The organism is Escherichia sp. MAL-1, assembly GCF_052948035.1.
Window position 1 is genome coordinate 4,337,463 of record NZ_CM129609.1, and the last position, 23,397, is coordinate 4,360,859.

The 23,397-nt window shown below is 50.6% G+C and carries 27 protein-coding genes and 2 pseudogenes; 10 read left to right on the top strand and 19 right to left on the bottom strand.

Going from position 1 to position 23,397, the window contains the following annotated elements:
* The first annotated feature begins 2 nt into the window (after positions 1 to 2).
* The 5 genes from ACU8XX_RS21630 to ACU8XX_RS21650 are packed head-to-tail and all read left to right on the top strand — an operon-like array spanning position 3 to position 6,487.
* The gene (locus ACU8XX_RS21630) at positions 3 to 1,544 is read left to right on the top strand and encodes an acyl CoA:acetate/3-ketoacid CoA transferase (protein ID WP_001226955.1); all 1,542 of its coding nucleotides are present in this window, start codon (positions 3 to 5) and stop codon (positions 1,542 to 1,544) included.
* Positions 1,541 to 3,622, top strand: a complete 2,082-nt coding sequence (locus tag ACU8XX_RS21635; protein WP_240765293.1) for an FAD-dependent oxidoreductase — start codon at positions 1,541 to 1,543, stop codon at positions 3,620 to 3,622. Before ACU8XX_RS21630 ends, ACU8XX_RS21635 begins: the two co-directional genes overlap by 4 nt.
* Before the next feature lie 20 nt (positions 3,623 to 3,642).
* A complete protein-coding gene (locus ACU8XX_RS21640) occupies positions 3,643 to 4,119 on the top strand; it encodes a TRAP transporter small permease (RefSeq protein ID WP_032174494.1) in 477 nt (158 codons plus the stop codon).
* Positions 4,120 to 4,161: 42 nt separating this feature from the next.
* Positions 4,162 to 5,463: a TRAP transporter large permease gene (locus tag ACU8XX_RS21645; RefSeq protein ID WP_240765295.1), complete on the top strand. Its 1,302-nt coding sequence runs from the start codon at positions 4,162 to 4,164 to the stop codon at positions 5,461 to 5,463.
* A gap of 52 nt (positions 5,464 to 5,515) precedes the next feature.
* Positions 5,516 to 6,487: a TRAP transporter substrate-binding protein gene (locus ACU8XX_RS21650; protein WP_154311548.1), complete on the top strand. Its 972-nt coding sequence runs from the start codon at positions 5,516 to 5,518 to the stop codon at positions 6,485 to 6,487.
* A 113-nt stretch (positions 6,488 to 6,600) separates the two neighbouring features.
* On the opposite strand, the gene rplI is transcribed toward ACU8XX_RS21650, so the two are convergent.
* The 4 genes from rplI to rpsF are packed head-to-tail and all read right to left on the bottom strand — an operon-like array spanning position 6,601 to position 8,040.
* Positions 6,601 to 7,050 carry a 50S ribosomal protein L9 gene (gene rplI, locus ACU8XX_RS21655; protein WP_001196062.1) on the bottom strand — a complete coding sequence of 150 codons (450 nt, stop codon included), beginning with the start codon at positions 7,048 to 7,050 and terminating at the stop codon, positions 6,601 to 6,603.
* A gap of 41 nt (positions 7,051 to 7,091) precedes the next feature.
* Complete coding sequence (rpsR, locus tag ACU8XX_RS21660; protein ID WP_000135199.1) at positions 7,092 to 7,319, bottom strand: 30S ribosomal protein S18; 228 nt, start codon at positions 7,317 to 7,319, stop codon at positions 7,092 to 7,094.
* 4 nt (positions 7,320 to 7,323) lie between these two features.
* Complete coding sequence (gene priB / locus ACU8XX_RS21665; protein WP_240765299.1) at positions 7,324 to 7,638, bottom strand: primosomal replication protein N; 315 nt, start codon at positions 7,636 to 7,638, stop codon at positions 7,324 to 7,326.
* A 6-nt stretch (positions 7,639 to 7,644) separates the two neighbouring features.
* A complete protein-coding gene (rpsF, locus tag ACU8XX_RS21670) occupies positions 7,645 to 8,040 on the bottom strand; it encodes a 30S ribosomal protein S6 (RefSeq protein ID WP_001216676.1) in 396 nt (131 codons plus the stop codon).
* A gap of 326 nt (positions 8,041 to 8,366) precedes the next feature.
* Here rpsF and yjfY point away from each other — a divergent pair, with 326 nt between their 5' ends.
* On the top strand, positions 8,367 to 8,642 hold the full coding sequence (gene yjfY / locus ACU8XX_RS21675) for a DUF1471 family protein YjfY (RefSeq protein WP_000492914.1): 276 nt from the start codon (positions 8,367 to 8,369) through the stop codon (positions 8,640 to 8,642).
* A gap of 128 nt (positions 8,643 to 8,770) precedes the next feature.
* Here the strand turns inward: yjfY and ulaF are convergent, their stop codons facing one another.
* From ulaF to ulaA, 6 genes are read right to left on the bottom strand one after another with little or no spacing between them, the layout of a single operon-like run.
* On the bottom strand, positions 8,771 to 9,457 hold the full coding sequence (gene ulaF, locus ACU8XX_RS21680; protein ID WP_001170848.1) for an L-ribulose-5-phosphate 4-epimerase UlaF: 687 nt from the start codon (positions 9,455 to 9,457) through the stop codon (positions 8,771 to 8,773).
* On the bottom strand, positions 9,457 to 10,311 hold the full coding sequence (ulaE, locus tag ACU8XX_RS21685; protein ID WP_000949511.1) for an L-ribulose-5-phosphate 3-epimerase UlaE: 855 nt from the start codon (positions 10,309 to 10,311) through the stop codon (positions 9,457 to 9,459). The genes ulaF and ulaE overlap by 1 nt, the downstream gene beginning before the upstream one ends.
* A 9-nt stretch (positions 10,312 to 10,320) precedes the next feature.
* Positions 10,321 to 10,971 carry a 3-keto-L-gulonate-6-phosphate decarboxylase UlaD gene (gene ulaD / locus ACU8XX_RS21690; RefSeq protein ID WP_000056760.1) on the bottom strand — a complete coding sequence of 217 codons (651 nt, stop codon included), beginning with the start codon at positions 10,969 to 10,971 and terminating at the stop codon, positions 10,321 to 10,323.
* 13 nt (positions 10,972 to 10,984) lie between these two features.
* Positions 10,985 to 11,449, bottom strand: coding sequence for a PTS ascorbate transporter subunit IIA (ulaC, locus tag ACU8XX_RS21695; RefSeq protein ID WP_000776510.1), 465 nt, complete (start codon positions 11,447 to 11,449; stop codon positions 10,985 to 10,987).
* A gap of 9 nt (positions 11,450 to 11,458) precedes the next feature.
* On the bottom strand, positions 11,459 to 11,764 hold the full coding sequence (gene ulaB, locus ACU8XX_RS21700) for a PTS ascorbate transporter subunit IIB (RefSeq protein WP_000218360.1): 306 nt from the start codon (positions 11,762 to 11,764) through the stop codon (positions 11,459 to 11,461).
* A gap of 15 nt (positions 11,765 to 11,779) precedes the next feature.
* On the bottom strand, positions 11,780 to 13,177 hold the full coding sequence (gene ulaA, locus ACU8XX_RS21705) for a PTS ascorbate transporter subunit IIC (protein WP_089640371.1): 1,398 nt from the start codon (positions 13,175 to 13,177) through the stop codon (positions 11,780 to 11,782).
* Positions 13,178 to 13,531: 354 nt separating this feature from the next.
* Here ulaA and ulaG point away from each other — a divergent pair, with 354 nt between their 5' ends.
* Both ulaG and ulaR read left to right on the top strand, forming a co-directional pair.
* The gene (ulaG, locus tag ACU8XX_RS21710; protein WP_001295191.1) at positions 13,532 to 14,596 is read left to right on the top strand and encodes an L-ascorbate 6-phosphate lactonase; all 1,065 of its coding nucleotides are present in this window, start codon (positions 13,532 to 13,534) and stop codon (positions 14,594 to 14,596) included.
* Positions 14,597 to 14,703: 107 nt separating this feature from the next.
* Positions 14,704 to 15,459, top strand: a complete 756-nt coding sequence (gene ulaR, locus ACU8XX_RS21715) for an HTH-type transcriptional regulator UlaR (protein WP_000133631.1) — start codon at positions 14,704 to 14,706, stop codon at positions 15,457 to 15,459.
* On the opposite strand, the gene yjfP is transcribed toward ulaR, so the two are convergent.
* Positions 15,456 to 16,205 (bottom strand): esterase, encoded by a 750-nt coding sequence (gene yjfP, locus ACU8XX_RS21720; protein WP_000569720.1) that lies wholly within the window; start codon positions 16,203 to 16,205, stop codon positions 15,456 to 15,458. The two genes, ulaR and yjfP, sit on opposite strands and share 4 nt — an antisense overlap.
* 181 nt (positions 16,206 to 16,386) lie before the next feature.
* On the opposite strand from yjfP, the gene bsmA reads away from it, so the two are divergent.
* The gene (gene bsmA / locus ACU8XX_RS21725; protein ID WP_000254640.1) at positions 16,387 to 16,716 is read left to right on the top strand and encodes a biofilm peroxide resistance protein BsmA; all 330 of its coding nucleotides are present in this window, start codon (positions 16,387 to 16,389) and stop codon (positions 16,714 to 16,716) included.
* A gap of 148 nt (positions 16,717 to 16,864) precedes the next feature.
* Positions 16,865 to 17,140 (top strand): DUF1471 family protease activator YjfN, encoded by a 276-nt coding sequence (gene yjfN, locus ACU8XX_RS21730; protein WP_000811566.1) that lies wholly within the window; start codon positions 16,865 to 16,867, stop codon positions 17,138 to 17,140.
* Positions 17,141 to 17,256: 116 nt separating this feature from the next.
* On the opposite strand, the gene ACU8XX_RS21735 is transcribed toward yjfN, so the two are convergent.
* The 8 genes and pseudogenes from ACU8XX_RS21735 to ACU8XX_RS21770 form a co-directional block, all read right to left on the bottom strand.
* Positions 17,257 to 18,882 carry an isovaleryl-CoA dehydrogenase gene (locus ACU8XX_RS21735; protein WP_001295190.1) on the bottom strand — a complete coding sequence of 542 codons (1,626 nt, stop codon included), beginning with the start codon at positions 18,880 to 18,882 and terminating at the stop codon, positions 17,257 to 17,259.
* Positions 18,883 to 18,965: 83 nt separating this feature from the next.
* Entirely contained in the window at positions 18,966 to 20,129 is a 1,164-nt protein-coding gene (locus ACU8XX_RS21740) for a glutathionylspermidine synthase family protein (RefSeq protein ID WP_000943964.1), read from the bottom strand.
* Between the two features lie 2 nt (positions 20,130 to 20,131).
* Positions 20,132 to 20,704: pseudogene (locus tag ACU8XX_RS21745) on the bottom strand (DUF1190 domain-containing protein); the annotation flags it as partial.
* A 14-nt stretch (positions 20,705 to 20,718) separates the two neighbouring features.
* Positions 20,719 to 21,416 (bottom strand): IS1-like element IS1A family transposase gene (locus ACU8XX_RS21750; protein ID WP_103215986.1). Its coding sequence is split into 2 segments (ribosomal slippage): positions 20,719 to 21,167 and positions 21,167 to 21,416, totalling 699 coding nucleotides; the frame shifts between segments, so codons are not numbered across the junction.
* Between the two features lie 56 nt (positions 21,417 to 21,472).
* Positions 21,473 to 21,547: pseudogene (locus ACU8XX_RS21755) on the bottom strand (DUF1190 domain-containing protein); the annotation flags it as partial.
* A 9-nt stretch (positions 21,548 to 21,556) separates the two neighbouring features.
* Positions 21,557 to 21,955, bottom strand: a complete 399-nt coding sequence (locus ACU8XX_RS21760) for a DUF350 domain-containing protein (protein WP_000547760.1) — start codon at positions 21,953 to 21,955, stop codon at positions 21,557 to 21,559.
* Positions 21,956 to 21,972: 17 nt separating this feature from the next.
* Positions 21,973 to 22,632 (bottom strand): YjfK family protein, encoded by a 660-nt coding sequence (locus tag ACU8XX_RS21765; protein ID WP_016241792.1) that lies wholly within the window; start codon positions 22,630 to 22,632, stop codon positions 21,973 to 21,975.
* Positions 22,633 to 22,682: 50 nt separating this feature from the next.
* On the bottom strand, positions 22,683 to 23,381 hold the full coding sequence (locus ACU8XX_RS21770) for a PspA/IM30 family protein (RefSeq protein WP_000511955.1): 699 nt from the start codon (positions 23,379 to 23,381) through the stop codon (positions 22,683 to 22,685).
* Positions 23,382 to 23,397 lie beyond the last annotated feature (16 nt).

The following is a 23,397-nucleotide window of genomic DNA, read 5'->3' on the forward strand; positions in this document are numbered from 1 at the left end:
GTATGCGTAAGATAACAACCGCCGAGGCACTGGCGGCGCAAATTCAGGACGGTGCGACTATTGCTATTAGCGGTAACGGCGGCGGTATGGTGGAAGCCGACCATATTCTGGCTGCTATTGAAGCGCGTTTCCTGCAAACCGGACACCCTCGCGACCTGACGCTAATCCACTCGCTGGGTATTGGCGATCGCGACTGCAAAGGCACTAATCGTTTTGCGCACGCAGAGATGCTCAAACGCATTATTGCCGGGCACTTTACCTGGTCGCCCAAAATGCAGGCGCTGGTAAAAAATAACACGATTGAAGCCTACTGCTTTCCTGGTGGCGTGATTCAGGCACTGCTACGGGAGATCGGCGCCGGACGTCCGGGGCTTTTTACCCACGTTGGGCTGGGATCGTTTGTTGATCCACGCAATGGCGGCGGTAAGTCGAATGAATGCACTACCGACGAGCTGGTAGAACTGATTGAAATCGACGGTGAAACCAAACTTCGTTATCGCCCTTTCAAAGTGGATTACGCGATTTTGCGTGGCACTTATGCCGATCCTCGAGGCAACGTCAGCCTTGAAGAAGAAGCGATTGATATGGATAGCTATTCCATGGCGCTGGCAGCACACAACAGCGGCGGCAAAGTGTTCGTACAGGTACGCGATGTGCTGGAAGCTGGCGCGATTGAACCACGCCGGGTTAAATTACCGGGCATTCTGGTTGATGGCATCGTTGAACACCGCGAACAGCCACAAACCTATCTTGGCGGTTACGACCTGACCATCAGCGGCCAACATCGCCGTCTGAGTTCTAACGACGCTATTGAACTGGTTAGTCATCCGGTACGTCGCCTGATTGCCCGTCGGGCAGCACGCGAACTGGTAGCTGGCGCTTCAACCAACTTTGGCTTTGGTATTCCCGGCGGCATTCCAGGAGTAGCGCTGCGCGAAGGCGTTCCTTACCAAAGTTTATGGCTGAGCGTCGAGCAAGGCGTACATAACGGCATGATGCTGGATGATGCGTTTTTCGGCTGCGCCCGCAACGCCGATGCCATTATTCCATCACTCGATCAATTTGAGTTCTACAGTGGCGGAGGGATCGATATCACCTTCCTCGGCATGGGAGAGATGGATCAGTACGGTAACGTCAACGTCTCCCATCTCAATGGCAATCTGATTGGCCCCGGCGGATTTCTCGAAATTGCGCAAAATGCCCGTAAAGTGGTGTTCTGCGGCACGTTCGACGCTAAAGGCAGCAAGATCGATATAACACCAGATGGCTTGCATATCGCCCAGTCAGGTCAAATCCCTAAACTGGTTACCAAGGTGGAAAAAATCACTTTTAGCGCCGCCTACGCACAGCAAAGTGGTCAGGAAGTGTTGTATATCACTGAACGCGCAGTATTCCAGTTAACGGCAGAAGGCGTTGAATTAATTGAAATCGCGCCGGGTGTGGAGATTGAGCGCGACATTCTGCCGTATATGGCTTTCCGTCCAATTATCAAGCACCCACGCCTGATGGAAAGTAGCCTGTTTACGCCGATGGAGGATGCATGAGTCAGCTTGATGACACCATCCTTGATGCGCTGACGCACGTTACTTTCCCAAAGGGTTTTGCACAGGTAGAGCCCGCATGGGTTGTCACGGTAGACGGTGTTGATTACCCACTCTGGCAAACAGATGCCCTGGTAGTCGGCAGTGGTGCAGCCGGGCTGCGTGCAGCTGTGGAACTTAAACGCCGCCAGCAAAATGTGCTGATCGCCACCGCCGGGTTATATATGGGGACGTCGGCATGTTCTGGTTCCGATAAACAGACACTGTTTACCGCCGCTACCGCGGGCAACGGCGACAACTTCACCAAACTGGCAGAGGCACTGGCGAGCGGTGGGGCGATGGATCACGACACCGCTTATGTCGAAGCGGTAGGTTCTCTGCACACTCTTGGCGGGTTGCAATATCTTGGTCTGGAATTACCGGAAGATCGCTATGGCGCGATTCTTCGTTATCAAACCGACCATGACGAAGCCGGGCGTGCAACCTCGTGTGGGCCGCGTACCTCAAGGTTAATGGTGAAAGTGCTGTTGGAAGAAGTACAGCGCCTCGCCATTCCAGTGTTGACTAGTGCAACAGTGATTAAACTGCTGCATCAGCGTGACGAAAACGGCGAAGACCGTGTTGCGGGGGCAATCCTCGCGACCGGTCATCGCGCCCATAACCCTTGGGGGCTGGCAATTGTGACTGCGCCCAATGTGGTACTGGCAACAGGAGGGCCTGGCGAGCTTTATCGCGACAGTGTGTACCCACACAAATGTTTTGGCTCGCTGGGGCTGGCGCTGGAGGAAGGCCTGACGCTAACCAATCTGACCGAAAGCCAGTTTGGTATAGGCACGCCGCGTAGCACGTTTCCGTGGAATTTATCCGGCACCTATGTACAGGTGATCCCGTATATCTATTCCGTGGATGCTGAGGGTAACGAGTATAACTTCCTCGCGGATTACTATCGCACCACCCAGGAGCTGGCTTCAAACATTTTCCGTAAAGGCTATCAGTGGCCGTTCCACGCCACTCGGGTGATGGATTTTGGCTCCAGCTTGTTAGATATGGCAGTAGCGCAAGAGCAGCAATCAGGGCGTCAGGTATTTATGGATTTCAATCGCAATCCTGAAGCGGTGCCGGGTGACCTGCCGTTCTCATTAGATCGACTGGACGACGACGTTCGCGCGTATCTGGAAAATAACGACGCTCTGGCACCATCGCCCATCGAACGGCTGCAACGAATGAATCCGCTGTCTATCTCGCTGTATAAGATGCACGGTTACGATCTCACCACACAGCCATTGCAGTTTGCCATGAATAATCAGCATATGAATGGCGGCATTGAAGTGGATATCTGGGGACAAACCTCCCTGCCCGGCTGTTTCGCCGTGGGGGAAGTTGCTGGCACACACGGCGTCACTCGCCCTGGTGGTGCGGCATTGAATGCCGGGCAGGTTTTTGCTGTTCGTCTGGCACGTTTTATTGGTTGCACGCAAAAACGTAATATTGATGGAGATATAGCACAGCTGGTAGCTCCGGCACTGGCTTCTATAAGAGAGATCATTACTCAGGCGCACGATAACGGGACCGGGATGCCGTTGTCGGTTGTGAGAGAAAAAATTCAGGCACGAATGTCTGACTATGCGGGATTTATTTGCCATGCCGATAAAGTCCGACGTGCCACTCGTGATGCCCTGCTATTGAACGAATTTGTCCAACGGCATGGATTGGCTATCAAACATGTGGGTGAAGTTGCCGAGCTGTTTATGTGGCGGCATATGGCACTGACTTCTGCCGCCGTATTAACGCAATTAACGCATTATATTGACGCAGGTGGTGGTAGCCGGGGAGCACGTATTATTCTCGACAGGGATGGAAATTCTATTCCGCAAACACGAAATGGTTTTTGTGATGCCTGGCGCTTTCGTTCAGAGCGTACTGAGGATAAAAAAGATAAACTACTTATTCATTATTGCAACGGTATCTTTCACGTCAGAGAAACACCTGTTCGTGAGTTTCCTATTATCCGAGGTATTTGGTTTGAAAAAAACTGGCCTGGTTTTCTTAATGGGACAATTTACCAGCCACAGGATGAATGATATTGCAAAGGTTAATCACTATGCGAAATATAATTAGATCTATTAATGCTCTACTTGCAGCCTTGAACATTACCATTTTGGCGATCATCGTGGCATGTGTGACGTGGCAGGTGGCTGCACGATTTATATTTACTAGTCCCAGTATTTTTACAGATGAACTCAGCCGTTTGCTCTTTATTTGTCTTGGACTTTTTGGTGGGGCATACACCGCAGGGCAAAACCGGCATCTGGCGATTGACCTGCTACCTATGATGCTGAAAGGAAAAGCCCGACGTCATTTATTTTTGTGTATTCAGATTATCGTTATTATCTTCGCTACCATCATTATGGTATATGGTGGTGGTCTATTAACGATGGATACATTCGATTCAGGTCAGACCTCGCCCGCTTTAGGCTGGCAGATGGGATATATCTATATGAGCATCCCGATTAGTAGTGTACTTATTATTATATACACCATAGATATAGTTTTAACCGAACTTAAACAACCACTCTAAAGATAACAAACAACAACCAACCATAGTAGGAATGGAGAAATTATGGATTACTGGTTACCGATTATTGTGTTATTTGGTGCCTTCTTTTTTATGTTGGCATTAGGTGTACCTATTGTTTATGCCATTGGTTTATCGACACTGGCATCAATTTCCACACAACTCGATTTCAACTCAGCATTGAGTGTGGTTTCCCAAAAGTTAGCCTCCGGGTTAGATAGTTTTACGTTGTTGGCAATCCCATTTTTTATCTTGTCTGGCAACATTATGAATCATGGAGGAATAGCGCGACGATTAATCAACTTTGCCCGTATTCTCGGCGGTCGTCTGCCAGGCTCACTTGCCCACTGTAATATTCTCGCCAATATGCTGTTCGGGGCAATTTCTGGTTCAGCCGTGGCTTCGGCGGCTGCGATGGGCGGCGTCATGCATCCGCAACAGGTTAAAGAGGGCTACGACCCGGCATTCAGTACTGCGGTTAACGTTGCCTCTGCCCCGACGGGTTTGCTTATTCCACCAAGTAATACGTTAATCGTCTATTCACTGGTCAGTGGTGGTACTTCTATTGCCGCACTGTTCCTGGCGGGTTATGTTCCGGGAATTTTGCTGGGTCTGGCACTGATGGTAATAGCCGGTATTATCGCGGTACGTCGCGGTTATCCAAAGCCAGAACGCCCGACTTTACGCCAGGCTGGCGTTGCGATATGGATGGCTATCCCCAGTATTTTCCTGATTATTTTAATTATGGGGGGTGTATTAAGTGGTATTTTTACCCCGACAGAGGCCTCCGCAATTGCAGTAATTTATACCCTTTTCCTTGCACTGGTTCTTTATCGTGAAATCTCAGTTAAAGATTTACCTAAAATATTTCTGGAATCCGTTATTACCACTGCAATTGTCTTGTTATTAATTGGTTCTTCGATGGGAATGTCATGGGCAATGTCAAACGCTGACGTTCCCTTCCTGATTCTCGATTTGCTTAACACTATTTCTGACAACCCAATAATAATCCTGCTTATTATCAATATTATCCTGTTGATTATCGGCACTTTTATGGATATGACACCGGCGGTACTGATTTTTACGCCGATATTTTTACCGGTTGTCACCGAACTGGGCATGGACCCGATCCACTTTGGTATTGTCATGGTACTGAACATGTGTATCGGTATTTGTACTCCGCCTGTAGGCAGTGTGTTATTTGTCGGTTGTAGTGTATCTAAATTACCGATTAATAAAATTATCAAACCTATGCAGCCATTCTATGCCGTGATGGTATTGGTGCTGGCAATGGTGACCTATATTCCGCAAATCAGTATGGCATTGCCAAGAGCACTGGGTTACTGATGCGCATTCACTGGCGGCACCTGCCGCCATATTTATTAGAAAAGGAACATCTATGAAAATAAAAGTATCCGCTGGCATTATCGGTGCTGTTCTTATGTTATCCGCAAGCCAGTCCTGGGCAGTGACATTAAAACTGAGTCATAATCAGGATAAGTCTCATCCTGTTCATAAAGCGATGGAGTTCTTTGCGAAAAAGAGCAAAGAGTACTCTAACGGTGATATTACTATTCGTATTTATCCAAATGGAACATTGGGTACTCAACGAGAAACAATGGAGCTGATTCGTTCTGGCGCTATTCCACTGGTAAAAACCAATGCGGCAGAAATGGAAGCATTTGAAAATTCCTATAAATTATTTAGCCTGCCTTATTTGTTCCGCGATCGTGATCATTATTATCAGGTCATGCAGGGCGATATCGGGAGAAAAATCCTCGACTCAACGAAAAGCAAAGGTTATTTCGGGCTGACTTTTTATGATGGAGGCGCCCGCAGTTTCTATGGCAATAAACCAGTACTGAAACCAGACGATCTGAAAGGCATGAAAGTCCGTGTCCAGCCAAGCCCTGGCGCAGTTGAAATGATCAAAGTCATGGGCGGTAACCCGACGCCACTGGATTACGGCGAGTTGTATACAGCCTTACAGCAGAGTGTGGTCGATATGGCAGAAAACAGCGTGATGGCGCTGACCACCATGCGTCACGGTGAAGTGGCAAAATCCTTCAGCCTTGACGAACACACTATGGTTCCCGATGTGGTTCTGATGAGCAATGCTGCGTTTGATAAACTTAGCCCGGAAAATCAGGCAGTTATATTAAAAGCAGCTAAAGAATCAATGAGCTACATGAAAGACTTGTGGAGCGAGGAAGAGAAACAAGAATTTGCAAAACTGGATAAAATGGGCGTGAAAGTCTACCAGGTAGATAAAGCTCCGTTTATCGAGAAAGTACAGCCAATGTACGCAAACTTCGCTAAGGATAACCCAGCCCTTGCCCCAATGCTGGCTGATATTCAGGCGGCTAAGTAATTATCTTCGTAGGGCTGCTTATTGTGGCCCTTATCGATATCTGCAAGTGCTCGCTACAAAAGCAAAACGCCGACCAATGGTCGGCGTTTTTTTACGTCTCGTTGAATAACGAATTATTCAGCTACTACGTTTACGATCACTTTCGCGAATACTTCGCTGTGAACCTGGAAGCTCACTTCGTGTTCGCCAGTGGTACGCAGAACGCCGTTCGGCAGACGAACTTCGCTCTTAGCCACTTCAACGCCAGCTGCAGTTACAGCGTCAGCGATGTCGCGAGTACCGATGGAACCGAACAGTTTACCTTCGTCGCCAGCTTTAGACGCGATGGTAACAGTTTCCAGTGCATTGATTTTCTCAGCGCGAGCATTAGCAGCTGCCAGAACTTCAGCCAGTTTAGCTTCCAGTTCAGCGCGACGTGCTTCGAAGAATTCAATGTTTTTCTTGGTAGCTGGAACAGCTTTACCCTGCGGTACCAGGAAGTTACGAGCATAGCCCGCTTTAACGTTTACCTGATCACCCAGGCTACCCAGGTTTGCTACTTTATCAAGCAGAATAACTTGCATTACCTTATCCTCTCAAAGTCGTATTAATGGACCGTGACCGATTACTGATGGCGATCAGTGTACGGCAGCAGGGACAGGTAGCGAGCGCGTTTGATAGCGCGAGCCAGCTGACGCTGGTATTTTGCACGGGTACCGGTGATACGGCTTGGGACAATCTTACCGCTTTCGGTGATGTAGTTTTTCAGCGTAGCGATATCTTTATAGTCGATCTCTTGAACGCCTTCCGCGGTGAAACGGCAGAACTTGCGACGACGGAAATAACGTGCCATATGGCTAGTCTCCAGAATCTATCAATTCAATCTGCTCGGCATGCAAAACCATTTTGCTCAGTCCGTTCTTTGCCTTGTGGCATGAAATGAACCCCTGAACGGTTATGCGACTGCCGACCGTTATACTGTGAGTAGTGGCCTGGTTTTCGTGTCCGCTAACAATAACGGGCATTTGACACCATGCCTGCCGGTGAAAACCGGCTTCCTCCTGCACAGAACGATGCTCAAGCACGAACTGGCAGTGAGGAATTCCTGATGGACTGACCTTTCGAAGGGGAGTCCTGCACACGGTGCCGGACAACACCAGACGGTTGGTCATCAGAAATTACTCTTCAGAATCCCCAGCTTCAGCATCATCAGCGGTTTCGTTTGCGAAATCATCGCGACGCTCACGGCGCTCGTCTTTCGCTTTAACCATCGGAGATGCTTCGGTAACAGCGTGCTTGGTACGCATAACCATGCTGCGGATAACGGCATCGTTGAAGCGGAAGGTAGTTTCCAGCTCATCGATCACTTCCTGCGGAGCTTCAACGTTCATCAGAACGTAGTGTGCTTTGTGCAGTTTGTTGATCGGGTAAGCCAGCTGACGGCGGCCCCAGTCTTCCAGACGGTGGATCTTGCCTTCTGCACCAGTGATGGCAGCAGTGTAGCGCTCGATCATGCCCGGAACCTGTTCGCTCTGGTCAGGATGGACCATAAAAACGATTTCGTAATGACGCATCGAATTGCTCCTTACGGATTATTCAGCCTCCTGTCTGGGTCAGCCGAATCCCGGGGAGGCAAGGAACGTGTTAAAGGTCGGCTGAAAAATGACGCGTTATAGTACTTGTATGCCCCGCTAAACTCAAGGCCAGCCGACAAATAAATCTCATCTTTCGCTCAAAAGAACTAACTCCCTGATTTGAAGTTCATCACATTCCGTCACAGTGTTTTTTCGAACAACTGCATCAGAAATGGTCACCATCAACTTCTTTATCATTGATTAAAATTAAATCAGAAGATCATCACAGAGGAGAACACACAAAGTCAGCCGTCGAGGAGGTATCTATGTTCAGTCGAGTTTTAGCCCTTCTGGCTGTGCTTTTGCTAAGTGCAAATACATGGGCAGCCATTGAAATTAATAACCACCAGGCCAGAAATATGGACGATGTGCAAAGCTTAGGCGTGATTTATATCAATCATAATTTCGCCACTGAAAGCGAAGCACGTCAGGCATTAAATGAAGAAACAGATGCGCAAGGCGCAACGTACTACCACGTAATTCTGATGCGGGAACCGGGGAGTAACGGCAATATGCACGCCAGCGCGGATATTTATCGTTAGCACCAGGTATAACCAACGAAACATTGCCATAGTTTGCTTTGCCCCCTTCGCAGGGGGCTTTTTTTGAAAAACGGCTGCGGAATTAGACCAGTTATCTCCCGAGGAAGGAAATTTCCGCAGCGCGTGTTCTACTTCTGCCCGTAATAAGCGTTAGGACCGTGTTTACGCATGAAGTGTTTATTCATCAGGAAGCTGTCGATGTGATTGAGTTGTGGATTAATACTGCGCGCAATCCACGCCATTTTCGCCACTTCTTCCATCACTACCGCGTTATGCACCGCGTCGTGGGCATCTTTCCCCCAGGCGAACGGTCCGTGCTGATACACCACAATTCCCGGCGTATGCAGCGGCTCGGCGTTGCCCAGCGTTTCGATAATCACTTTGCCAGTGTTCAGTTCGTACTCACCCTGCACCTCTTCTTCGCTTAATCCGCGCGTGCACGGGATATCACCAAAGAAGTAGTCAGCGTGCGTGGTGCCTAACGCCGGGATCGCCAGCCCCGCCTGCGCCCATGCGGTGGCATGAGTGGAGTGGGTATGGACAATGCCGCCAAGCGACGGGTAACGACGGTAGAGTTCGAGATGCGTCGCGGTGTCGGAAGATGGGCGATACTCCCCTTCCACCACCTTGCCGCTCATATCAACCACCACCATATCGGCCGCTTTCATGGTTTCGTAGGCAACGCCGCTGGGCTTGATCACCACCAGCCCGCGTTCGCGGTCGATAGCGCTGACGTTGCCCCAGGTAAAGGTCACCAGCCCGTAGCGCGGCAGCTCCATGTTGGCTTCAAATACCTGCTGTTTTAGCTTTTGCATTATGCCGCCTCCACCATGCCCGCTTTCGCCATGCGCGCTTTCACCCAATCACGCGCTTTCGCCACTTCTGCCGCCGGGTCTTCCGCCGTTTCGCTCCACATCTCAATCAGGTACGGCCCGCAATAGCCACTCTGTTTGAGCGTTTCGAAACAACGTTCGAAATCCACCACGCCTTCGCCAAACGGCACGTTTTTGAAGACGCCCGGTTTGGTGTCTTTCACATGTACCGCGACGATATGCCCGATTCCGGCCTGCAACTCCATCTGCACGTCGTTGTCCCACGCCGAGAGGTTGCCGATATCCGGGTAGAGCTGGAACCACGGGTTGTTGAGATAGTGCGCGTAGCCCAGCGCCTTGCTGATGGAGTTCATCAATGGGTAATCCATGATCTCCATCGCCAGCGTCACCTGCGCGCGGCTTGCCATCTCAACGCTCTCTTTCAGGCCGTCACGGAAACGACGACGCGTTTCGTTATTGGCTTCCTGATAGTAAACGTCATAGCCCGCCAGTTGGATCACGCGAATACCGACATCCTGGGCGAACTGGATAGCTTTACGCATAATCTCCAGCCCCTGCGCCCGCACCGCGTCATCTTCACTGCCCAGCGGGAAACGACGATGAGCAGAAAGGCACATGGACGGCACGCGCACGCCGGTTTCAACAATCGCGTTCACCAGCGCCAGACGCTGCTCGCGGCTCCAGTCGAGGCGCGACAGGCGCTCGTCCGTTTCATCTACCGACATCTCGACAAAATCGAAGCCCAACGTTTTTGCCAGTTGCAGGCGTTCCAGCCAGCACTCCCCGGCGGGGAGCGCTTTTTCATAGATGCCAAGCGGGATTTGTTTGGACAACATATCCGCTCCTTAGCCCCACAGTTCGGCGATGGAACGTTTGAACTGACGTGCAGCTTCAACCGGAGAAGCGGCATCACGGATGCTGCGACCAGCGATAAACACATGAATCGGAATACCTTTGAACAGCGGCAGATCTTCCAGCGCCAGGCCACCGGTGACGGTGACTTTGAAGCCCATATCGGAAAGACGTTTGATCGCGGTAATGTCCGCTTCGCCCCACGCTACGCCTGCGGCCTGCGCGTCACGGCTGCGGTGATAAACCACCTGCTGAATGCCTGCGTCACGCCACTGCTGCGCCTGTTCCCAGGTCCAGTAGCCGGTCAGTTCGATCTGCACGTCGCCGTTAAACTCTTTTGCTACGTCCAGCGCACCTTTGGCGGTGTTGATATCCGCACAGCAAATTACGGTCACCCAGTCAGCGTTGGCTTCGAAGCACATACGAGAAAGAATTTTGCCCGCATCGGCAATTTTGGCGTCTGCCAGCACGATTTTGTGCGGGTAGAGCGCTTTCAGGTCACGAACCGCACGCACGCCTTCGCCCACGCACAGAATGGTGCCCACTTCGATAATGTCGACTTCTTCGGCAATCAGGCGAGTGGTTTCGTAGGCGCTATCCATAGTCTGGTTGTCCAGCGCGACTTGCAACATCGGTAATGACATGTTCAATTCCTTCTTAAGCTGCCGCGTTGGTGCGGTCAATGAGATCCAGTACTTCCTGCTCGGTACGGCAGGCGCGTAAACGGTCAAAATTCTCTTCATCTTCAAACAGGTTGACGATCTGCATGATGCCCACTTCCTGGTGAGTGTTGGCATCGACCGCCGCCATGGTGATGAGGATATCCACCGGATCGTTGTCGTCGTGGTTAAATTCCAGCGGCTTTTTCAGCGTTACCAGAGAGAAACCGGTTTTCTTAACGCCCTCTTCCGGCCGCCCGTGCGGCATCGCCAGCCCCGGAGCGATAACGAAATAAGGGCCAAACTGTTCCACGCCATCCAGAATCGCCTGGTAATAGCGCGGCTCGACAACGTCCGCCGCCACCAGCAGATCGACGCCGATTTTCACCGCGTCCTGCCAGGTTTCAGCTTCAGCCTGCAGGCGGATGGATTTATTCTCCGCCAGCGAATCACGTAATTTCATGGCGCGTCCTTACTTCACGTCCTGCGGGAAATGCGCTTTGATCACTTCCAGCAGTTTCGGGCCAAAATCGGCAGGAGAGAGCATGTTGCGCACGCCAACCACGTATTTGTTGCCGGTCACGGTGATTTCGCCCGCAATGTGCGTAGAAGCGATGATGATATCCGCGCCGCTCAACTCGCTTTTGTATTCGCCAACCGCGCAGCTATTTACCGTGTGGTCAATGTTTGATTGGGTTAAAAACTGGTCCACTTTCATCTTCATGATCATGGAACTGCCTTGTCCGTTGCCACACACAGCCAGAATACGTACGGTCATAATCAAAACTCCTTATTAAGCAGACTGTTCTGCCAGTTGTTTTTCTGCATCTTCTTCTGCGCGCAGTGCGCGGCCAGCGAAGAACATATAAGCCAGTGCAATTACAATGATGACGGCCATAAAGGCGATACCGATGGAGAAGAAGCCCTGCATCATCGGCGGTGCCAGAATCGACCAGTCCGCCATGCCCATCCAGGCGCTCATACCGGTGAGTTTCACCGCCCAGACGCAGCCAAAGATTTCAATCATCCCCATCACCAGACATATCTTCAGCGCCGCACGCCAGCCGCCGAAGTGGTTAGCGAACACGCCGATGGTGGCGTTGGAGAAGAACATCGGGATAAAGCCGGGAATAATCAGGATCGAGGAACCGCAGGCGACCAGGATGCCAACCGCAATCAGCTGACCGATGGTGCCCCACATAAAGCCCCAAACCACGGCGTTCGGCGCGAAGCTATAGATAGCCGCACAGTCAATCGCCAGAACCGCACCAGGGATCAGGCGCTGGGAGATACCGTTAAATGCTTCAGAGAGTTCCGCCACAAACATGCGCACGCCCTGAGTGATGATGAAGATCGCCACCGCGAAGGAGAAACCAGTTTGCAGGATGTACACCGTCCAGTTCACTTTGCCTGCCATCGCCTGCACAGTGTCGATACCGAAGGAGAGCAGAATGGCACCAAAGAAGATGGTCATCACAATCGCCGTGGAGACGATGTTGTCGTGGAAAATATTCAGCCAGCCTGGCAGTTTGAGGTCTTCAACGCTTTCCTCTTTTTTGCCGAGGAACGGCGCAACTTTATAGGCAATCCATGATGAAAACTGTTGCTGGTGACCGATGGAGAAACCGCAGCCGTCCGTCACTTCCTGAGTCGGCTTGTACATCATGTTGGAGGTAATACCCCAGTAGAGCGAAACCAGAATCGCCGTGCAGATAATGGTCGTCCACATGGAGTAGCCAAAGATGAACAGCGTGACGGCAATCAGCCCCGCCTGCTGAAACATAATGTGGCCGGTCAGCATGATGGTGCGAATACCGGTAATACGACGCATCAGCACGTAACAAATGTTCAGCGCCAGTGCCAGCAGCACCGCGTACCCTACCCAGCTATAGGCATCGCCCATGCGGTCGATGGTTGCCATCATCGACGCGTAAGTATCGGAAATTGCGCCGTTAATGCCGTAGACTTCGGACATTTTCGCCACCACCGGTTTGAAGGTGCTGGTGAGGATTCCGGACCCTGCCTGCAACAACATGAAACCAATTATGGTTTTAATCGTGCCTTTAATAATAACGCTGACACTTTTGCGCAGTAGGATGTAGCCCAGACAGGTCACAATACCCAGCAACAACGGGGCATTGGTCATGACCTGGTTAAAAAACACGGTAAAGATGTTGTAGAGGATCTCCATAACGATCTCCTGAAGAAGAGGTAACCGGGTATTCCACACACCCGGAATGTTGTGCACTCACTCTAATTTTCAAAAGTAATCACAACAAGATTATTTATGATTAAATGTGACGCGACCCGCAAATAATTCCACATGGATAGAGAGGGATTCACACAACGAAACAATTATTCATTTAAATTCATTTAGTTAATTGAATTACACATTCCATTAAATCTTTCCATACTCAAAATCAACAACAACTTCCCTGGCAAAAAGTCAAAAAATGGTCATTGCCTTCCTGAAAAAATAGTGTCAGTATTAATCAAAACCAATCATATATTGATTCGAATTGAACTATCATGAAGGTAAATGGCGATGAGTAAAGTGAAAAGTATCACCCGTGAATCCTGGATCCTGAGCACTTTCCCGGAGTGGGGTAGCTGGTTGAATGAAGAAATTGAACAAGAACAGGTCGCTCCTGGCACATTTGCGATGTGGTGGCTTGGCTGCACCGGGATCTGGTTGAAATCGGAAGGTGGCACCAACGTTTGCGTTGATTTCTGGTGCGGCACTGGCAAACAAAGTCACGGTAACCCGTTAATGAAACAGGGTCACCAGATGCAGCGCATGGCTGGCGTGAAAAAACTGCAGCCAAACCTGCGTACCACCCCGTTTGTTCTTGATCCGTTTGCGATTCGCCAGATCGACGCGGTACTGGCGACTCACGATCACAACGATCATATCGACGTTAACGTCGCTGCTGCCGTGATGCAGAACTGTGCTGATGACGTACCGTTTATCGGACCGAAAACCTGTGTGGATTTGTGGATTGGCTGGGGCGTACCGAAAGAGCGTTGCATCGTGGTCAAACCGGGCGATGTAGTAAAAGTGAAAGACATTGAAATTCATGCGCTTGATGCTTTCGACCGTACTGCACTGATCACCCTGCCTGCCGATCAAAAAGCGGCTGGCGTACTGCCAGATGGCATGGACGATCGCGCGGTGAACTACCTGTTCAAAACGCCTGGCGGCTCCCTGTATCACAGCGGCGACTCCCACTACTCTAACTACTATGCAAAACATGGTAATGAGCATCAGATCGACGTGGCTTTAGGTTCATACGGCGAAAATCCGCGTGGTATCACCGACAAAATGACCAGCGCCGATATGCTGCGTATGGGTGAAGCGCTGAATGCGAAAGTAGTGATCCCGTTCCACCACGATATCTGGTCAAACTTCCAGGCCGATCCGCAAGAGATCCGCGTGCTGTGGGAGATGAAAAAAGATCGCCTGAAGTATGGCTTCAAGCCGTTTATCTGGCAGGTTGGCGGCAAATTTACCTGGCCGTTGGATAAAGACAACTTCGAGTACCACTATCCGCGTGGTTTCGATGATTGCTTCACTATTGAACCGGATCTGCCGTTCAAGTCATTCCTGTAATCTGTCGTTTATACCGGATAGCGTGGAGTAGTTCGCGCTATCCGGCGTAGTATTTCCTGGCTATTTCAAATATCATCTAAAAAAATCAAATTTTATCGGAATAGCTCATGACTGAAGCACAAAGACATCAAATCCTCCTGGAAATGCTCGCACAATTGGGCTTTGTGACCGTTGAGAAAGTCGTTGAGCGTCTGGGAATTTCGCCTGCCACTGCGCGACGCGATATCAATAAACTTGACGAAAGCGGCAAACTGAAAAAAGTGCGCAATGGCGCAGAAGCTATTACCCAACAGCGCCCGCGCTGGACGCCGATGAATCTGCATCAGGCGCAGAATCACGATGAAAAAGTACGTATCGCTAAAGCGGCCTCGCAGCTGGTTAATCCGGGCGAAAGCGTAGTCATCAACTGCGGCTCCACCGCGTTTCTACTTGGGCGGGAAATGTGTGGCAAGCCAGTGCAAATCATCACTAATTATCTACCGCTGGCAAATTACCTGATCGATCAAGAACATGACAGCGTGATCATTATGGGCGGACAGTACAACAAAAGTCAGTCCATCACTTTAAGCCCGCAGGGCAGCGAAAACAGTCTCTATGCCGGGCACTGGATGTTTACCAGCGGCAAAGGACTGACAGCAGAAGGGTTGTATAAAACCGATATGCTGACGGCAATGGCAGAGCAGAAGATGCTGAGCGTGGTAGGGAAACTGGTGGTACTGGTTGATAGCAGTAAGATTGGCGAACGCGCGGGAATGCTTTTTAGCCGTGCCGATCAAATTGATATGCTGATCACCGGCAAAAATGCTAACCCGGAAATCCTGCAACAACTGGAAGCGCAAGGGGTCAGCATTCTGCGTGTTTAAAGATGCTGGCGGAAAAATGTCACTGCAGCATCTAACGCCTCAGGCGTAATGCGGTGACGCACGCCTGGCTGCCATGAACAGGTTAGCAGTTTATCCCGTCCCGTCTCGCTTAAGGCCTGCTGCAAACGTAGTGATTCATCGGCAGGCACAACGTCATCGTCGAGGCCATGCCACAGCAGTAGAGGTCTGTCACCAAGTTGTTCCAGGTGGTTTGTCGCTTCCCACTCTGCCAGCGGCGCGACAATGTTATTGAATTCATTCTGTTGTGCTGCCGTTTCAGGTATCAGCGGTGGAAACAGTGAACGGGCGAGCGATGTAAAATAGCCTGATCCCATCATACTGGCGGTACATTTCACCGTGGGGTGGCGAGCGGTAATTCCCAGTGCCGTCATCGCGCCCATCGACGCGCCACCGACTGCCAGACGGTCATCACGCAGCCAGTTTTCTTCGGCTATTGCCGCACGTAAAGTAGTGAATTCCTGCGTACTTTGTAGCAAGATTTGCCAGAATTGATTTAACCGCCGCGCTGCGTCACCACTAAAACGGCTACCGTGATCGGGCGCATCCGGCATGATCACCCGCAAACCAGCCTGCGCCAGCGCAACGGCAAAATAGCTATACACCAGACTGGACGAAGTAAAGCCGTGATAAAAAATCACGCACGGTAATGGGGTATCTTTTTGTCCGACAGGATAAGCATGAAGAACGGGAATATCTGCCAACTCGCGTGATTCTATTTCAATCATCTGTCTCTCCTTTTTGTCTGGTATGACATGAAGAAATCCTTAGCACAAGTTTCTGCTGGCGGTATTAGTTCATAATGTTGAGATGTGGGTTACGCTTTCGTCACGTTTTCATTCGAAAATCGCGTACCAGGTAACAATTCGGGAACATTCCCCCAAAGTTAAATTAATAAGGCACTACACTATGGTTAGCAGGAAACGTAATAGCGTTATTTACCGGTTTGCCAGTTTATTATTGGTGTTGATGTTAAGTGCCTGTAGCGCACTGCAAGGTACGCCACAGCCAGCACCGCCAGTAACGGACCATCCGCAAGAGATTCGCCGCAACCAGACGCAAGGGTTACAGCGAATAGGTAGCGTAAGCACGATGGTTCGGGGTTCTCCGGATGACGCATTAGCAGAAATCAAAGCGAAAGCTGTCGCTGCAAAAGCTGATTATTACGTTGTCGTCATGGTGGACGAAACCATCGTGACAGGACAGTGGTATTCACAAGCCATTTTGTACCGTAAATAAATCAGACAACTTACATAGTCAGCTTTACATTGCTTTGCGTCCCTATGCGTTTACCTGTGCACAATAAATTACCGGCTGGAAGCCTGGGCGTTTATTACCGCGATGGAATGCCCTGCAACATGTGGGGAAACGAAAAATGGAGCTGACGATGAAACAATTACTTGCCTCACCCTCGCTGCAATTAGTGACTTATCCTGCGAGCGCCACGGCACAGTCTGCAGAATTCGCCAGTGCTGACTGCGTGACGGGCCTGAATGAAATAGGTCAGATCTCAGTTAGCAATATTTCAGGGGATCCGCAGGACGTGGAACGTATCGTGGCGTTAAAGGCCGATGAACAAGGTGCGTCATGGTACCGCATTATTACCATGTACGAAGACCAGCAGCCTGATAACTGGCGCGTACAGGCGATACTGTATGCATGAGTGTCATCTACAGCAAATGAACAATGCCGGATGCGGCGCGAGCGCCTTGTCCGGCCTACAATTTTCACATATTTCATTTAGTTAATCGAAACCAGCGTCGCATCAGTCGTATACGCTTACACACACACTCCCCCCGTCGCCCGCAGCAATAAATCATTCTGGATCTGCTCTGACAACCGTACGCCGCCGCGCGTATCTAACATCACCTGACACCACGCCTGCGCCATTGGCGGAGAAGCATATTTCAACATTTGCGCACCGCAGCCCAGCAGGAATAGCTGATGAGTAATCTCTCGCCCCAGTTCTTCAGCTGGCTTACGCAGCTGCTGCTGTAAACGACGAACCGCGCGATCAAAATAGCGATCCTGCCCTTTCACTTCCACAAATGCTTCCGACAATAAGTCGTATACGCCCGCTTGCTTATTGAGAACGCGCAACACATCCAGGCACATAATATTGCCGGAACCTTCCCAAATACTGTTTACCGGCATCTCCCGGTAAAGCCGCGGCAGCTCGCTCTCCTCGCAATAACCAATGCCGCCCAGCACCTCCATCGCTTCGGCCACAAACGGCATACCTCTTTTGCAGATCACAAATTTTGCCGCAGGCGTAAATAAACGCGCCCACAGGGCTTCTTTGGCATCGGCACGCCGGTCCCACGCTCGCGCAAGACGAAACAGCAACGCCGTTTGCCCTTCAAGCTGAAGTGCCATGCGACTTAAGACATGACGCATAAGGGGCTGTTGGATCAATGGATTACCAAAAACATGGCGTTGATGTGCATGATAAATCGCCAGCGAAAATGCACGGCGCATCATGGCATGGCTACCCAGGGCGCAATCAAAACGCGTCATCCCACCCATTTTCAGGATCAGACGAATTCCTTCCCCTTCCTGCCCCAACAACCAACCAATGGCATCCTGAAACTCCACTTCGCAACTGGCGTTAGAGCGATTACCCAGCTTATCTTTCAGCCGCTCGAGGCGAATCGCGTTGCGTTGCCCGTCAGGCAAAAAGCGCGGCACAAAAAAGCAGGACAGACCACCCGCGGTCTGCGCCAGCACCAGATGCGCATCGCTTTGCGGAACCGAGAAAAACCATTTATGCCCCACCAGCCGATAAGAGCCATCTTCCAGACGCTCTGCACGGGTGGTGTTGCTCATAACATCGGAACCGCCCTGCTTTTCCGTCATTCCCATGCCAATCAACAAACCGCGTTTTTGCCCACCTGGCAATAAGTGAGAATCGTAGCGATCGCTCAATAGCGGCGTGGTCCAGTCCTGAAACGGCGCGGGTAACATCTGTAACAACAATGGCGTGGCGGCAAAGGTCATGGTTATCGGACATAACGACCCTGCCTCAACCTGCGCATGTAACATAAAACGCGCCGCGCGCGCCACAAATGCGCCGGAGCGAGCGTCTTCTTCCCAGGCAAGATTGTGCACCCGATTGGTACATAGCGCCTGCATCAGCAGGTGCCAGGCGGGGTGAAAACGCACATCGTCCAGACGGCGTCCTTGCGCATCGTAGCGCAATAATTCAGGCGGATTCACATTCGCCAGCCGCCCCAGTTCAAGGGATTCAGCCGTTCCTAACTGCTGACCAATACTGGCTAGAAAATCGCTATCCCAGCCAGCACCTTCACGCGTTACCGCTTCGCAGAGCGCGCCATCAGACAGGTATAAGTTGCTGTTATTTAATGGTATAGGTTGATTAAAAACGGTGTGAGTTTGCCAGTGCACTGAGTCTCCCTCCATCAATGGCAGTCACCATTAGTATGGTCACTGCCATGGATTCATGACAGAAAGAGATTGCTAAAACATTCTTATCCAGCAATGTAATGCGGAACGAAACGTGAGGTGTCTTTGGTGATCAGTGTGTTATCTTCACGGATCCCCATTCCGCACGCTTCATCATCGACAATCCAGCTACCGATGAGTGTGTAGCTATCGCCAAACCGCGGCAGAGGTTGAAACGCCTGGTAGATCATCGGTTCATCGGCGTAATCACCATCAGCGTGGTCAACGACGTTATTCTGGCCGTCGAAAATGGTGACATTTCCGCCTTCGCGCGAGTAGAGCGGTTTACGCACATAGCTTTCGCCAGCGGCAATCTGCGATTTTTCACCCTCAAACCAGGATGCAAGAAGGTTAGGATGACCAGGGAAGAAGCGCCAAAGCAGCGGCATTAGCCCTTTATTACTCAAGATACTTTTCCATAACGGCTCCACCCATTGCTCGCGACGCTTGCGCAGCAGCGGACCGTTATCGTCACGCATCATCCACTCCAGCGGATACAGCTTAAATGCACGCTGGATGACATTATCATCAAGATCGGTCAGTACGCCGCCGACGCCCAAACCGAGATCTTCAATGTAGATAAACCGCGACTCCTGCCCTGCCTGCTGGGCGCAGTCCTGCAAGTACAGCACGGTACTCCTGTCTTCATCGGTGTCCTGACAGCAGCAAAAATAAAACGGTTCCCGACTGTAAAGCTCGCTAAAGCGTGAAATCAGGCGTTCCTGAATAGCATTGTACTGATCGGCATCACGCGGAATAATACCGCTGCGCCGGGCATCCTCCAGCCACAGCCACTGGAAATAAGCCGACTCGTACAATGAAGTTGGCGTATCGGCGTTGTACTCCAGCAGCTTCACCGGCGCATTGCCACACCAGGCAAAATCCATCCGTCCATACAGCGAAGGATCGCGGGCGCGCCAGCTTTCAGCGATCACATCCCAGTACAACGGCGGGATCGCCAGTTGCGTCAGGATCTCTTCATCTTTTACCGCGCGATCCACCACCTCAAGGCACATCTGATGCAGTTCCGCAGTCGGTTTTTCGATCTGCTCTTCAATCTGGCGCAGAGTAAAACGGTAAGCCCGACTCTCATCCCAATAGATTTCATTGTCGATGATATGAAAGTCGAAACCGTTGTCAGCGGCGATCTGGTCCAGATCCCGTCGCACAGGAACGTTGTGTCTCAGCATGATTAGCCTCCCCAATGCCCACGGGCGCTGGAAGAACGACCATAGCCGCCGCGAGAAACGGTAGACGCTTTTTTGGTGGTAAAGCCGCCCGAAGAGTAAGACTCTTTTTTGCCAGAACCGGAGCGCCAAGAGTAATCACCAGAAGTGCTGCGCCAGACTGGACGCGAAGCAAAAGAGGAACCGCCGCTGTTATAAACAAACGGCTCATCGCGATCTTTACGAATAACCCGGCTTAACAAAAATCCAGAAACGACCGGGATCCAACTCTGTTCAACATTGTCGTAGTAGCAATTTTCGTACTTAGACTGACAGTTCTGCTGAGTCATATTCTTCGGAACATCGGCATAAAATGCCGTTTTGGCGTTGTTCCAGCCACGCGCGCAAATGTCGGCATTATTACCGTCATCAATACAATCCTGCACTGTCGCGTAAAATGTTCCGTCGCCGTCGTTATCGACATCGCTACTATCGCTACAACCTTTCAATACGAAAAAAGCGGCACCGCCCATTAGCGCCAACGTTAAGTATTTTTGTGCGTAGCGATTGCGACGCGGTTCAAAAGGATTATTCGGTCGGTAATGACTCCAACTTATTGATAGTGTTTTATGTTCAGATAATGCCCGATGACTTTGTCATGCAGCTCCACCGATTTTGAGAACGACAGCGACTTCCGTCCCAGCCGTGCCAGGTGCTGCCTCAGATTCAGGTTATGCCGCTCAATTCGCTGCGTATATCGCTTGCTGATTACGTGCAGCTTTCCCTTCAGGCGGGATTCATACAGCGGCCAGCCATCCGTCATCCATATCACCACGTCAAAGGGTGACAGCAGGCTCATAAGACGCCCCAGCGTCGCCATAGTGCGTTCACCGAATACGTGCGCAACAACCGTCTTCCGGAGCCTGTCATACGCGTAAAACAGCCAGCGCTGGCGCGATTTAGCCCCGACATAGCCCCACTGTTCGTCCATTTCCGCGCAGACGATGACGTCACTGCCCGGCTGTATGCGCGAGGTTACCGACTGCGGCCTGAGTTTTTTAAGTGACGTAAAATCGTGTTGAGGCCAACGCCCATAATGCGGGCTGTTGCCCGGCATCCAACGCCATTCATGGCCATATCAATGATTTTCTGGTGCGTACCGGGTTGAGAAGCGGTGTAAGTGAACTGCAGTTGCCATGTTTTACGGCAGTGAGAGCAGAGATAGCGCTGATGTCCGGCGGTGCTTTTGCCGTTACGCACCACCCCGTCAGTAGCTGAACAGGAGGGACAGCTGATAGAAACAGAAGCCACTGGAGCACCTCAAAAACACCATCATACACTAAATCAGTAAGTTGGCAGCATCACCTATTCGGTCTACCAATGCGACTAATCGCTCCGTGACCAATTTTACTGTTATTTCTTGATTTGCGTTTTCTGGCCATGATCGTCCATTACCATGTCATACAAGCTGCGTTAAAAATACCGCCAGCCAGCGCGGCGGTTCCCATAAACATTCCTGCTGCGGTATTGTGATTAATAATTTTTTCGCTTAATGCGGGCATATAAAGTCTGACACCAGCAAAAACGAGTAACTGAATCACCAGTGCAATCCCGCCCCAGGCGAAATAGTCTGGAATACTCACCGCATTGATTGCCGCACTAGATAAGGGGATAACGTAACCCAACAATGTACCGCTGAACGCCAGTGACGCCGCGGTATTATTGTTTTTGATTAACTGCCATTCGTTGTGCGGTGTAATTTTAGAATAGATAAACAGAAAAATAATCACCATAGCCACGCCAATAAAAAAATAGGCGCTAAAGGCAAGAAGTGAATCCAGTATATGCATTGTAAACGTCCTTGTAATTAACCAATAATATGAAGTGATGTCAGCGGGATATCGACACCCAACGCGCGCGAAAATAACCACTCTGGCTCGCCGAGATCGTTAAAAGATTCCTCACCATTTAGCAGCAAATATTCGTAAGTATCTTCGGTTACTTGCCGTTGGTAGCCCATGGTAAAATTATGGACCTCCCATTTGGCATGGTTTTGATTTTCTACTTTTTCCAGCATGTAGACGGGTTCGATATTTCCCGGTTCTTCGCTGTTAAAAAATCGCTGCCAGCGTTTTTCCTGCCAGTTTAAGGTCATTGCTCCCATCGCTTTGGCGTTGATCGCCTCGCGCCAGTGACTCTCTTTACTGATACCGTAGCTCTCTTCATAGACAAAGAGCTTGATATCATCAATGTCATCAATATCTTCGCCGCCGGTGGTATTGATTTGCAGAAACTCATCGCCTGAAGTGTAGTAGCGGAAAATCTGACTACCGCCGCCCAGATCGATGTGGCTGACGGCGGCTACCGTAAATTCCTCACCCGGCAGCGCAATCAGCAATTCATCTTCCAGCAAACGAAACGCTAACGTGTCGAGCGTAAAGCCACTATTGAGATGAAGTCCCAGCGGACCACGAGCGATAGCTGGCTTATTACCCTTGCCAAACAGACGCTGGAAAAAACCAGACATATTTTATCCTTAAAATAGTTGCCAGCCTTTTAGCGAGGCTGGCAAAAAAATTACTCGCCCTGTTGGCGTTGCAGTCTTGCTAATACATCCTGGGCGCTACTTTTATTGCTACCGCCAATTCCGGCTTCCGCCAGCTTTTCGTCAAGGTCGCGACCGTCTGCGACTTTCTCCAACTGTGCGGCAGCATCCAGGCGAGCCTGACGTTCGGCCTGACGCGTTTGCAGGCGTTTTAAGGATTCTGCCGCTGTCGAAACGCTGGAAGATGCGCCAACGGTAGAGGTTGTTACAGCCTGTTGTGCACGCTGCATGGCTTCAGTGGCTTTAACGACTTCCATTTGCTGCTCAAACTGAGCGATACGCTGCGCTGTCGCTGTAACTGCTTTTTCCACGCCATCACGGGAGACTTCCAGATTCGACAACACTTGCTCTTCAGCGGTAATGAGATTCTCAAGGCGCGCGATTTCTTCAGCAACTTCGTTAATCAACGACGGATTAACGTTCTTGCTTAACGCTTCCAGCGCACGGGCTTCCAGACTGGCTTTGCGCTCACGTAAATCTTTCAGCTTATCGTGACTTAATTTCACCCGCGCCAGCAGATCAACGCGAGATTTTCCGGCTTTATCGAGTTCAGCTTTAGCGTCACGAATATGCTGTTCCAGCATGCGCACGCCCTGGGTTTCTTCAATGGATTCTTCCGCCTGGGAGATAAACGATTTCCCCAGCGTAAATAAACTTTTTAAAATTCCCATAAATACCCGTCCTTGT

What these genes read in the sequence shown, in the direction of transcription:
- ulaE (WP_000949511.1), bottom strand. Translation starts at nt 10,311, where the DNA reads ATGTTGTCCAAACAAATCCCGCTTGGCATCTATGAAAAAGCGCTCCCC.
- ulaB (WP_000218360.1), bottom strand. Translation starts at nt 11,764, where the DNA reads ATGACCGTACGTATTCTGGCTGTGTGTGGCAACGGACAAGGCAGTTCC.
- yjfN (WP_000811566.1), top strand. Translation starts at nt 16,865, where the DNA reads ATGAAACAATTACTTGCCTCACCCTCGCTGCAATTAGTGACTTATCCT.
- ACU8XX_RS21765 (WP_016241792.1), bottom strand. Translation starts at nt 22,632, where the DNA reads ATGTCTGGTTTTTTCCAGCGTCTGTTTGGCAAGGGTAATAAGCCAGCT.
- yjfY (WP_000492914.1), top strand. Translation starts at nt 8,367, where the DNA reads ATGTTCAGTCGAGTTTTAGCCCTTCTGGCTGTGCTTTTGCTAAGTGCA.
- ulaF (WP_001170848.1), bottom strand. Translation starts at nt 9,457, where the DNA reads ATGCAAAAGCTAAAACAGCAGGTATTTGAAGCCAACATGGAGCTGCCG.
- ulaG (WP_001295191.1), top strand. Translation starts at nt 13,532, where the DNA reads ATGAGTAAAGTGAAAAGTATCACCCGTGAATCCTGGATCCTGAGCACT.
- ulaC (WP_000776510.1), bottom strand. Translation starts at nt 11,449, where the DNA reads ATGAAATTACGTGATTCGCTGGCGGAGAATAAATCCATCCGCCTGCAG.
- ACU8XX_RS21740 (WP_000943964.1), bottom strand. Translation starts at nt 20,129, where the DNA reads ATGCTGAGACACAACGTTCCTGTGCGACGGGATCTGGACCAGATCGCC.
- ulaD (WP_000056760.1), bottom strand. Translation starts at nt 10,971, where the DNA reads ATGTCATTACCGATGTTGCAAGTCGCGCTGGACAACCAGACTATGGAT.
- ACU8XX_RS21630 (WP_001226955.1), top strand. Translation starts at nt 3, where the DNA reads ATGCGTAAGATAACAACCGCCGAGGCACTGGCGGCGCAAATTCAGGAC.
- ulaA (WP_089640371.1), bottom strand. Translation starts at nt 13,177, where the DNA reads ATGGAGATCCTCTACAACATCTTTACCGTGTTTTTTAACCAGGTCATG.
- ACU8XX_RS21760 (WP_000547760.1), bottom strand. Translation starts at nt 21,955, where the DNA reads ATGCATATACTGGATTCACTTCTTGCCTTTAGCGCCTATTTTTTTATT.
- rpsF (WP_001216676.1), bottom strand. Translation starts at nt 8,040, where the DNA reads ATGCGTCATTACGAAATCGTTTTTATGGTCCATCCTGACCAGAGCGAA.
- bsmA (WP_000254640.1), top strand. Translation starts at nt 16,387, where the DNA reads ATGGTTAGCAGGAAACGTAATAGCGTTATTTACCGGTTTGCCAGTTTA.
- ACU8XX_RS21640 (WP_032174494.1), top strand. Translation starts at nt 3,643, where the DNA reads ATGCGAAATATAATTAGATCTATTAATGCTCTACTTGCAGCCTTGAAC.
- ulaR (WP_000133631.1), top strand. Translation starts at nt 14,704, where the DNA reads ATGACTGAAGCACAAAGACATCAAATCCTCCTGGAAATGCTCGCACAA.
- rpsR (WP_000135199.1), bottom strand. Translation starts at nt 7,319, where the DNA reads ATGGCACGTTATTTCCGTCGTCGCAAGTTCTGCCGTTTCACCGCGGAA.
- ACU8XX_RS21650 (WP_154311548.1), top strand. Translation starts at nt 5,516, where the DNA reads ATGAAAATAAAAGTATCCGCTGGCATTATCGGTGCTGTTCTTATGTTA.
- rplI (WP_001196062.1), bottom strand. Translation starts at nt 7,050, where the DNA reads ATGCAAGTTATTCTGCTTGATAAAGTAGCAAACCTGGGTAGCCTGGGT.
- yjfP (WP_000569720.1), bottom strand. Translation starts at nt 16,205, where the DNA reads ATGATTGAAATAGAATCACGCGAGTTGGCAGATATTCCCGTTCTTCAT.
- ACU8XX_RS21635 (WP_240765293.1), top strand. Translation starts at nt 1,541, where the DNA reads ATGAGTCAGCTTGATGACACCATCCTTGATGCGCTGACGCACGTTACT.
- priB (WP_240765299.1), bottom strand. Translation starts at nt 7,638, where the DNA reads ATGACCAACCGTCTGGTGTTGTCCGGCACCGTGTGCAGGACTCCCCTT.
- ACU8XX_RS21645 (WP_240765295.1), top strand. Translation starts at nt 4,162, where the DNA reads ATGGATTACTGGTTACCGATTATTGTGTTATTTGGTGCCTTCTTTTTT.
- ACU8XX_RS21770 (WP_000511955.1), bottom strand. Translation starts at nt 23,381, where the DNA reads ATGGGAATTTTAAAAAGTTTATTTACGCTGGGGAAATCGTTTATCTCC.